At 56.2% G+C, this 9,402-nt stretch carries 9 protein-coding genes and 1 pseudogene; 2 read left to right on the top strand and 8 right to left on the bottom strand.

Annotated elements, in window-relative coordinates:
* Positions 1 to 113: 113 nt before the first annotated feature.
* Complete coding sequence (locus LQ215_RS28805; RefSeq protein WP_230153640.1) at positions 114 to 2,102, bottom strand: M10 family metallopeptidase C-terminal domain-containing protein; 1,989 nt, start codon at positions 2,100 to 2,102, stop codon at positions 114 to 116.
* 96 nt (positions 2,103 to 2,198) lie between these two features.
* A complete protein-coding gene (gene argC, locus LQ215_RS28800) occupies positions 2,199 to 3,134 on the bottom strand; it encodes an N-acetyl-gamma-glutamyl-phosphate reductase (protein WP_230153639.1) in 936 nt (311 codons plus the stop codon).
* A gap of 113 nt (positions 3,135 to 3,247) precedes the next feature.
* Here argC and LQ215_RS28795 point away from each other — a divergent pair, with 113 nt between their 5' ends.
* Together LQ215_RS28795 and LQ215_RS28790 are read left to right on the top strand one after the other, a co-directional pair.
* Positions 3,248 to 4,132: a LysR family transcriptional regulator gene (locus LQ215_RS28795; RefSeq protein ID WP_230153638.1), complete on the top strand. Its 885-nt coding sequence runs from the start codon at positions 3,248 to 3,250 to the stop codon at positions 4,130 to 4,132.
* Between the two features lie 123 nt (positions 4,133 to 4,255).
* Positions 4,256 to 6,115, top strand: a complete 1,860-nt coding sequence (locus tag LQ215_RS28790) for an ABC transporter ATP-binding protein (protein WP_230153637.1) — start codon at positions 4,256 to 4,258, stop codon at positions 6,113 to 6,115.
* Between the two features lie 112 nt (positions 6,116 to 6,227).
* Here LQ215_RS28790 and LQ215_RS28785 read toward each other — a convergent pair whose 3' ends face one another.
* From LQ215_RS28785 to LQ215_RS28760, 6 genes and pseudogenes are all read right to left on the bottom strand, one after another.
* A complete protein-coding gene (locus LQ215_RS28785) occupies positions 6,228 to 6,569 on the bottom strand; it encodes a DUF6124 family protein (protein WP_230153636.1) in 342 nt (113 codons plus the stop codon).
* Positions 6,570 to 7,045: 476 nt separating this feature from the next.
* Positions 7,046 to 7,459, bottom strand: a complete 414-nt coding sequence (locus LQ215_RS28780; RefSeq protein WP_230153635.1) for a hypothetical protein — start codon at positions 7,457 to 7,459, stop codon at positions 7,046 to 7,048.
* Positions 7,460 to 7,601: 142 nt separating this feature from the next.
* A pseudogene (locus tag LQ215_RS28775) lies at positions 7,602 to 7,763 on the bottom strand (transposase); the annotation flags it as partial.
* Positions 7,764 to 8,163: 400 nt separating this feature from the next.
* Entirely contained in the window at positions 8,164 to 8,436 is a 273-nt protein-coding gene (locus LQ215_RS28770; RefSeq protein WP_230153634.1) for a colicin immunity domain-containing protein, read from the bottom strand.
* A 137-nt stretch (positions 8,437 to 8,573) separates the two neighbouring features.
* Positions 8,574 to 9,053, bottom strand: a complete 480-nt coding sequence (locus LQ215_RS28765; RefSeq protein WP_230153633.1) for a hypothetical protein — start codon at positions 9,051 to 9,053, stop codon at positions 8,574 to 8,576.
* A 158-nt stretch (positions 9,054 to 9,211) separates the two neighbouring features.
* On the bottom strand, positions 9,212 to 9,402 hold a 191-nt coding region (locus LQ215_RS28760), incomplete at its 5' end, for a hypothetical protein (protein ID WP_230153632.1).

Below are 9,402 nucleotides of genomic sequence, written 5' to 3'. Positions count from 1 at the left end.
GTCGGGGGGTGTATTGAGGGGGCTGATGGTGAGGGGCAATAGCGATCAGACACTGGGAAGGCGGCCTGGCTCGTATGGCCAAGGGCAAGGCAAGGAATAACCAGGTTTGCGTTCTATACCCAGAAGTCGTTAGCCACTCCGACCAATTGAATGGCCTCCTCCTCCGAGGGCTCGGCGAAGATGATGTCCAAGTTACGGTAACCGGAGTGGTCTCCTACCAAGCTCAATTCGAATCGGGCCCCAGATGCGTCGGCTTCGTAACTCTTCAAGTAAGTCAGGTTCTTGGCTTCATTGACAACCACGTCCAACGTGCCGTTGTAACCATTTCCCAGCCGGGTAAAGCCCAAGGCGGACAAATCGATCGTGTCTTCACCCGCGGTGTAGTCAATCAGGCGATCCGTGTGGTTTTCGGTGGCGGTACGGTAGCTGTCGCTCAGTCCGTCGAAGCGGAACACATCGTTGTTAGCGCCACCTACCAATAGGTCCCGGCCCTCTGCGCCAACCAATACATCATTGCCTAGCGCTCCATAAAGGCGATCATCGCCCGCGCCCCCATCGATGATTTCGCCTCGCGCGTTGCCTTGTAGACGATCGGCCCCTTCAGTGCCCGTCAACCTGGCTTGCTGAAACAGGAGGTTGGTTTCATTCAGCATTTGGCCCAAGTTACCGTCGAAGACCACTTCGAAGCGTTCCCCATCCGCGTTGGCCTCGAAACTCTTGAGGTAGGTCCGCGTCCCGCTTTCATTGACACGTATCGCCAGCGTTCCATCATGTCCATTGCCCAGCCCGAGGAAGCCCAGGGAGGACAGGTCCATCGTATCGGTGCTGGGGTCGAAGTCGGTGATTCGATCGCTATGGGCCGCGGTTGCGGTTCGGTAACTGTCTGAGACTGACTGGTAACGGAACGTATCGGCCCCGGCACCGCCCGTCAGCAGGTCACGACCTTGCTGGCCGTCGAGCAGATCGTTACCGACCCCGCCAGATATCGCATCGTCGAACGAGGCGGTACCGAGCAGGAAGTCAGCATCGCGGCCACCGTCCAGGTGGTAATAGCCGTCGTCGGGATTGCCAAAGCTGTGGTCGAGACGACCGTCGGGGTTCAACTGGACCAAGGCGGCCAGATAGCCGTCCGCGCTTGTACCTTGGCTTCCACCAATCAATAGCCTGCCGTCGGCCAGCACGATCATGTCGGTTACTGCGAAAGGAGCGCTTTCCGAGCCCCAACGTACCTGGCCCTGATCACCGAAACCGCTGTCGAGCGAGCCATCGGCATTGAGTCGGATGACGCTCGCCACGCCGCCCGAGGCCCCCGCCAGCAGGATTTTGCCGTCATCCTGGATGACGAGGGCGTCGGCGTGAACATCCAGGGCCAAACTGCCCCCGTTCGCAAAACTGCTGTCCAAAGTACCGTCTTGGTTGAGGCGGGTCAGGGTATCTTGCCCCGTGACCAATACCTTCCCGTCTGCCTGCAGCGAAACGTCGAGCGTGCGGCTGGGGTGAATGCCGACGGACGCTGGCAGGTGCAGGATCCCTGCCTCTGCGAAAGACGAGACCAAAGCTCCCGTCGCGTCGAAGCGGGCGATATAGATCTCCCCGGAGGGATACCCGGCGCTTGCGAAAAAGCTGCCGTCGCGTTGCACAGAGAACGACGCTTGCTGGCCTAGAAAGTCATTCCAGTAGAAAGGCACTGTCGCGGTGCCGCCGTTCCCGAAGCTCGTATCGAGGCTGCCGTCGGCCAAGTTACGACTGATGCCCGACACCCAGGCGTCGCCTACTTTCACGTAGCGCGCCACCAGGTAGCCGCCTCCCGGCTGCACGGCGGCATTGCCGCCGTCCTCGATATCGAGCGCCACGGGGAGAAGGGATTTACCGTCTCCACTGTAGTTGCGGTCCAGGCTACCGTTGGCATCGAACCGGACCAGGCTGGCGGTGAAACCCGAATCCTCTTCGCCTCCCAGCCCCAGGCGACTATAAGCGCCAAGCCAGATAGCGCCGTCCGGATCGACCGCAATGCCTGCGATTTTGTCCGAGCCCCACAAGGTGGTGGCGACCATGCCTGTGTTCCGCGCAGCTGAAGCGGCGGGCGAAATGCTCTGACTCATGTCCTAGCCTCCGATCTATCTGGCGCCAAAAACTATAGACACGGCTCAGTCAGGTTTCCAATCAACTTGGCACATAAATAACAGCATGCGAAATACTCAGCGGCCTGCGCTTGCAAGCATCAAGTACAGGTTCTGCACCGCCGCGCCAGCAGCGCCCTTCCCAAGATTGTCAAACACCGCAGCCAGCAAAACCTGCCCGGTCTCATCATTCTCAAACACCGACAGTCGCAAATCATCTGTCCCGTTGAGCGCTTGAGGATCAAGGGACGTCAACTCCTTGGATTCCTGCATCGGCATCACCTGTACATGGCGCGCATCGGCGTAGTGCTGCATCAAACACCCATGCAAGTGCACCGCGCTCACGCCTGGCGCCAGCAATCGGGTGTGCAAGGGGATGGTCAGCACGATCCCCTGCCGAAAAGCGCCATAGGCCGGCACGAACATCGGCCGCTCCGTCAATCCGCTTTGCTGCTGAATCTCCGGAATATGCTTGTGTGCCAGCCCCAGCCCATAGACCTGAAATGCCGACGCCTGTGCCGCGCCTTCGCCCTCATGCTCTTGCACGCCGACGCGCCCTTTTCCGGAATAACCCGACACCGCATGAATGTTCAGCGGGTAATCCGCCGGCACTAACCCGGCCTCCAGCAATGGGCGCAGCAACCCGATCGCCCCCGTTGGATAGCAACCGGGATTGCTGACCCGTCGCGCCGCGGCGATGCGTTGGGCCTGTTGCGGATTCATCTCTGCGAAACCATAGGTCCAGTCTGGATCGGTACGGTGCGCCGAACTCGCATCGATCACCCGAACGGCGGGGTTTTCGATGGACGCTACCGCGTCGCGCGCGGCTTGGTCTGGCAAGCAGAGAATCGCGATGTCGCAGTGGTTGATGGTTTCGGCACGACGTTGCGGGTCCTTGCGATGTTCGGGGCTGAGTGTGAAAAGCCGCAGATCGCTGCGCTCGCGCAGGCGTTGATGGATTTGCAGCCCGGTGGTGCCTTGGTCGCCATCGATGAATACAAGGGGACTTGCCATGGAATGCTCTCGAACATTGGAAAACAGGAGCCCAATCTTCAGCGACGCTCTAAGATAGGAAAAGTTGAATTTATAAACTTTGAAATTCAGTTTTTCTGAACAAGGAATCCCTCATGCGCGAAATCAGCCTGGACCGTCTGCGCACCTTAGTGGCGATTGCCGACCTGGGTTCGTTTGCCGAAGCGGCCCGCGTGCTGCACCTTGCGCCGCCCACCGTCAGCCTGCATATCGCCGACCTGGAGGCGCGGGTGGGCGGCAAGCTGTTGTCGCGCACACGTGGCCGCGTTCAGCCTTCAGCGATAGGGAACACGCTGGTGGAACGCGCACGGCGCCTATTGGCAGACGCAGAACAGGCGCTCGAGGACGTGGAACGTCAGGTACAGGGATTGGCCGGGCGTGTGCGGCTGGGCGCCTCCACAGGGGCCATCGCACAATTGCTGCCGCATGCGTTGGAGACGTTGAGCCAACGCCACCCCGCGATCGATGTACAAGTCGCGGTGCTCACCTCCCAGGAAACCTTGAAGAAACTTGCCGAGGGCTCTTTGGAGGTTGGTTTGGTCGCGCTGCCGCAGTCCCCGGTGAAGGGCTTGCGGATCGAGCCGTGGCGACGGGACCCGGTCATGGCGTTCCTGCCGGCTCGCTGGGAGTCCCCGCAGGTTGTGACCCCCGCGTGGTTGGCCACTCAACCGTTGATTTTGAATGACGTCACCACACGCCTGTCACGCTTGACGGCGGAGTGGTTCGCCAGTGATGGGCAACAGCCTGCGCCGCGTATCCAACTGAACTACAACGACGCGATCAAAAGCCTGGTGGCGGCAGGATATGGTGCGACGTTGTTGCCCCATGAGGCGGCCACGCCATTGCTCGATAATAGGATCGTCATGCGGCCATTGAAGCCCTTATTGTGGCGTCACCTGGGAATTGCCCACCGCAGTCGGGACATCGAGCGGTCTACGCAACATGTGCTGGATGTGTTGTGGGAGTTGAGTGCGCAGTGAAACGTCGTGGGTACTGCGGAGGGCAAAGGAACGGCGCCCACGCCTTCGGGCCACAACGTCATATAACCCTCAACGCCACCTTTAAATGGCAGAATCTCCCGATTGATCGTTTTGGAGACCACCATGCTTCGCGTGTTTGAACAAAGACTCGACCCCTTCCCGCCCGATGAGGTACCGCCGCCACCCGAAGGCCTGGCCCGGTTCCTGTGGGCCTGCACACGAGGCGCCCGCGGCTACATCCTTGCGTTTGCGCTGCTCAGCGCCGGTGTGTCGATCTACGAAGCCTGGCTGTTTTCTTTCCTCGGTCAGGTCGTGGACCTGCTCTCGACCTGGCAGGCCGGTGGTGAGGCGGCGGCTCAGGAAAGTCGCGTGCTGTGGGGCATGGGCATCGTCATGGTGGCCAGCATCGGGCTGGTGGCGTTGCGCACCATGGTGCAGCACCAGGTATTGGCGATCAATCTACCGTTGCGCCTGCGTTGGGACTTCCACCGCCTGATGCTGCGGCAAAGCCTGTCGTTTTTTTCCGATGAGTTCTCCGGCCGGGTCACCACCAAAGTGATGCAGACTGCGCTGGCCGTGCGTGACGTGCTGTTCACCCTGATCGAGATCGCACCCGGCATCGGTGTGTATTTCATTGCGATCATCGCATTGGCCGGCGGCTTCGCCCTGAAACTGATGCTGCCTTTCCTGGCCTGGATCCTGTTGTTCGGGCTGGCCATGCTCTACTTCGTGCCCCGCCTGGGCAAAGTCGGGCAGGAACAGGCCCATGCGCGCTCCTCGATGACCGGACGTATCTCGGACGCCTACACCAACATCACCACCGTGAAACTGTTCTCCCATTCCAATCGAGAAGCGCACTTCGCGCGTGCGGCCATGGAGGATTTCAAGCAGACCGGCTTCCGCCAGATGCGCCTGGTCAGCCAGTTCGAGATCGTCAACCAAGCGTTGGTGGTGGGGTTGATCATGGCAGCAGGCGGTTATGCGCTGTGGCTGTGGCACCAGGGCGAAGTCGGCGCCGGTGCCGTGGCGGCGATCACTGCCATGGCGTTGCGCATCAACGGCATGTCGCACTGGATCATGTGGCAAATGACCTCGCTGTTCGAGAGCATCGGCACCGTGCAGGATGGCATGGACACCCTGACCCGCGGCCCCAAGGTGCAGGACGCGCCGGACGCCGGGGTGCTGGCGACCACTGGCGGAGCGGTCACCTTCGACAAGGTGAGCTTCAACTACAACGGTGAACGCCAGGTGCTCGATGGCTTGAGCCTGGACATTCGCCCGGGCGAGAAAATCGGCCTGGTAGGCCGTTCCGGCGCGGGTAAATCCACGCTCATCAACTTGCTGCTGCGTTTCTATGATGTCGACAGCGGGCAGATTCGCATTGACGGGCAAGACATTGCCCACGTGACGCAGGACAGCCTGCGCAGTTCCATCGGCATGGTCACCCAGGATACGTCCCTGCTGCACCGCTCCATTCGCGACAACATCGCCTACGGCCGCCCCGATGCCAGCGACGCACAAATCCGCCGTGCCGCGGCCAATGCCCAGGCCGATGAGTTCATCAGCCAACTGAGCGACCGCCAAGGTCACAGCGGCTACGACACCTTGGTGGGCGAGCGCGGCATCAAGCTGTCGGGCGGTCAGCGCCAACGCATCGCGATTGCCCGAGTGATGCTCAAGAACGCCCCGATCCTGCTCCTCGACGAGGCGACCAGCGCGCTGGATTCGGAAGTCGAAGTGGCCATCCAGGAAAGCCTCGATGAAATGATGCAGGGCAAGACCGTCATCGCCATCGCCCATCGGCTATCGACGATTGCGGCGATGGATCGACTGATTGTCATGGATGAGGGGCGCATCGTCGAACAGGGTACCCACGCTGAATTGCTGGCCAAGAACGGCATCTATGCGCGGCTGTGGCACCATCAGAGCGGCGGGTTCCTGGGCGAGGACCAGTGGGTGACCGAGGACATGGATCAGGTATAGCGCGGAGCGCTTGGGATGATCTGCAAGCGGGTGTCTTGGGTCGGAAGCTGCCCTGCTTCCGACCCGATTTATCTTGGGAAAATGGGGTCTATCCCACGCCAATTACTAACGTCTATCTAGGGTCGATGACATCCAGCGCCCGGTTTGCCAATAGCTGACCCAACTCGATCAACTGCTGCAGCCCGAGTGCAACATGCCGTCGAGAATCCTCCAGATCGAACGCCAAATCGCTGGCCATGGCATTGGCGCAGGCCAAGGTTTCGCTGAGATTGGCCAACAGGCTTTCAGCATCGACGCCCTCCACGACGGCGAACAACTGGTCCGGAGGTGGCTTCTTGTCAGGCTGGGCGGGTTTGGGGTTCAGATAGGAATCGATGACACGTTCGGCGTTGGCGTCGGCGGCGACGTCCAGGTGCAGCGGTGGAACGGGTGGGTCTGGGATGAGTTTGTCCATATGGACCTCCTAACGTCAGTCGGATCCGCCACTGTTCGCGACTAAACGAAGTGGGTGGCGGCTGTGCACAGGTTAGTCGACCGGGACGTTAGGATACCGGCGCACCCGAAAGTGCCCTGCGCACAGCCACCATAAAATCAGCGAGAAAACCGTAGCCTGACTTCAAGGAGACCTTGCGCCTAACGAGATACCGAGCGACTAAACCCGACCGCTGAATTGGCAGCGGTGAGCAAAGACTAGGCACCGAAATCAGCAGGCGCAAGAGGTTGGAATTTTCTAGGAAATGTCCTGCAAGTCAATGGGGAATTTTCGCTCCGTCGATTCCTACGACAGGCTCGGTTAACCATTCCACCACCGAAGCGCTGCGCGACGGGTGCGATGTGATCGGGAGAAGGTTGCGGGTGAAAGCTGTGGGAAAAAGAAAAGGGGACAGATTTATTTAAGAACCGAGAAAATAAATCTGTCCCCTTTTCACACTACACATTCTCACAAGAGTCCACTGACAGTATGCAAATCACATTTAAAATTTCTGCTGGTAGCTCGGATCTCTTTTTACCACTTTTCGGCTTGGCGACTAACTTGTACCCTTCCCCATCAAAATCATGACTAAACAACCCTTTCTTCGCCATAGAAACAAAAGACTGCAAGTATCTACTCAGTTGAACTTCAGAGCTGAATATCGGGAGATTCTCTTCGACCACCTCAACCTCAAAGCATTCTTCTAACGAATAAAAATACTCATATATCAACTCATACTCAGAAAGGGACTCTCTTATTGACTGCGGAACGCCCCCCTTTCCTCCAGTCGCAAAATGCGCAAGAAATCCATCTTTACACGAAGCAAACCAATCTAAATCATTGACTTCCAAAAACTCATCATCCATTTCCATTATTCCGCTCCAAAAATATTTGTGCAATTCTCGCAACGCGGAACTACGTCTCCTGTTCGAGGACGAATCGCAAAAAGAAAAAAAGCGAAAAAAGGGACTGATTTATTTAAGAACCGGGAAAATAAATCTGTCCCCTTTTCCAATAGGCGTAGACCTTTACGCCAAATGCATCCTTAAGTTCACGCAGGTCCGTGAGGTAGCGTTGATAATCCTCGGCAACGGCAAACACCACCTGACGGTTATGACCGCGTTGTACGATATGGTGTGGGTAATTCGGTAAAACAATACGTCCCATCCTGGGCATATGTGATTCCTCCTCCGTGGAAGCTTTCAGCGTAGCAAAGAATCAAAAAATAAATCTGTCCCCTTTTTTCGCTTTTTTCGATGTGATTGGGAGACGGTTGCGAGCGCAAGCTGCTGGGTAACGAAAACGGGCAACCTTTGGGTCGCCCGTTTTTTACATGCGCGGAGAGCAAAATGATCGAGACCTTTACAGAATTTGACCCCGCAGAATATCTCAGTACTCCAGAGGCCATTGCGGAGTTCATGAGAGATGCCCGGAGTTGGCTTTTAGCCTTGACTTGAGACCGGCTAATGGGTGTTCCCTTTTTCCATCATGTGTAAAGTCTCCTCAGGGACAGACCACGTTTTCTATCTAAGAAACCGCACAGATAACGTGATCCGTCCCCCCCCCGTTGAAACAGCTAATCAGACACTATCTTTTGCACCAATCTCGCAACCTCAGTTCTAAGCATTTCGTCGTCAAGCTCATACTCTTCCCTTGACTCGCTTGGCTCGTACATATCCGCAGCACAAAAAATACTTGATAGGCACTCATTTAACGAGGGTTCATCGAGTTGAAGGACGTTCCTATCTCGCTCAATCTTCCAAAGTTCAATATAAGCCTCAGAGAAAATTTCGGCTGTCAGTCTTCCCGCTACAAACGATCGTGCAAACTCTAAAATAGTAAGACTCATCGCAGCACTCCATTTTTAATGAAATTCTAGCGTAGCAAAGAATCAAAAAATAAATCTGACCCTTTTTTTGTTTAACAGAAATCCCGTTTACACAAAATTGGGGACAGCTTCCTTGAGTCCCCCTTTCCTACGTTACCTCAATGGGGCAAAGATAAAGGACCCAACAAATCATTAGTGAAATATCGAGTCTCGACATCTACAGCGGGCTCTAGCCCACCGTAAAATTTTGTCACCCCAAAAAACCTAGACAAATTACTCGCATATATCTGCACAGCCAGCATCACACTATCAACATCAGAAGCGACGACATTATCAAAAGATAACTCGACATCGACTCCCACACCACACTTGACCACTCTCAACAGAACCGAAGGAAGTGTCAGTGCCGGCGAAACATGGAAACCACCAAGACATTCTGACAAACATACATCCTCTTCACGAGTACAAAAATCATCTATCAGCTTTTTATAAATACCGCTTTTACTTAGAAGCTCGACAGGCTCCGACAGTGTCAGATCAGAGAGTATATCAGCACTACCTTCGATCACCTTTAACAGCGCAAACAACGCCTTGTCGGGCACGCCCTCAAAAATCACTTCATAAAATTCAGTAGTCATAATCAATCCACGAACCCTTTAAATGTTCCATCCATATTCAGGCGTATTCCCCGGCCATCCGTCAAGCGCTTCTCCAAGAAAGGAATTCCTTTGTCCGTCGTAATTGGCTTGAACTCTCCAGGAGCCCGGGCGATCTCACGGAAAAAAAAGGGACAGATTTATTTAAGAACCGAGAAAATAAATCTGTCCCCTTTTTCATTCTGATTGGGAGACGGCTGCGGACGCAAGCTGCTGAGTAACGAAAACGGGCGACCTTTGGGTCGCCCGTTTTTCACATGCGCGGAGAGTAAAATGATCGAGACCTTTATAGAATTTGACCTCGCAGAATATTTCAGCACTCCCGAGGCCA

This window comes from Pseudomonas brassicacearum (assembly GCF_918698105.1).
GTDB classification, from domain to species: Bacteria; Pseudomonadota; Gammaproteobacteria; order Pseudomonadales; family Pseudomonadaceae; genus Aquipseudomonas; species Aquipseudomonas brassicacearum_F.
The sequence above is the reverse complement of the archived record's forward strand: the minus strand, read 5'-3'. Positions and strand labels throughout refer to the sequence as shown.

What these genes read in the sequence shown, in the direction of transcription:
- LQ215_RS28770 (WP_230153634.1), bottom strand. Translation starts at nt 8,436, where the DNA reads ATGAGTCTTACTATTTTAGAGTTTGCACGATCGTTTGTAGCGGGAAGA.
- argC (WP_230153639.1), bottom strand. Translation starts at nt 3,134, where the DNA reads ATGGCAAGTCCCCTTGTATTCATCGATGGCGACCAAGGCACCACCGGG.
- LQ215_RS28805 (WP_230153640.1), bottom strand. Translation starts at nt 2,102, where the DNA reads ATGAGTCAGAGCATTTCGCCCGCCGCTTCAGCTGCGCGGAACACAGGC.
- LQ215_RS28765 (WP_230153633.1), bottom strand. Translation starts at nt 9,053, where the DNA reads ATGACTACTGAATTTTATGAAGTGATTTTTGAGGGCGTGCCCGACAAG.
- LQ215_RS28780 (WP_230153635.1), bottom strand. Translation starts at nt 7,459, where the DNA reads ATGGAAATGGATGATGAGTTTTTGGAAGTCAATGATTTAGATTGGTTT.
- LQ215_RS28795 (WP_230153638.1), top strand. Translation starts at nt 3,248, where the DNA reads ATGCGCGAAATCAGCCTGGACCGTCTGCGCACCTTAGTGGCGATTGCC.
- LQ215_RS28785 (WP_230153636.1), bottom strand. Translation starts at nt 6,569, where the DNA reads ATGGACAAACTCATCCCAGACCCACCCGTTCCACCGCTGCACCTGGAC.
- LQ215_RS28790 (WP_230153637.1), top strand. Translation starts at nt 4,256, where the DNA reads ATGCTTCGCGTGTTTGAACAAAGACTCGACCCCTTCCCGCCCGATGAG.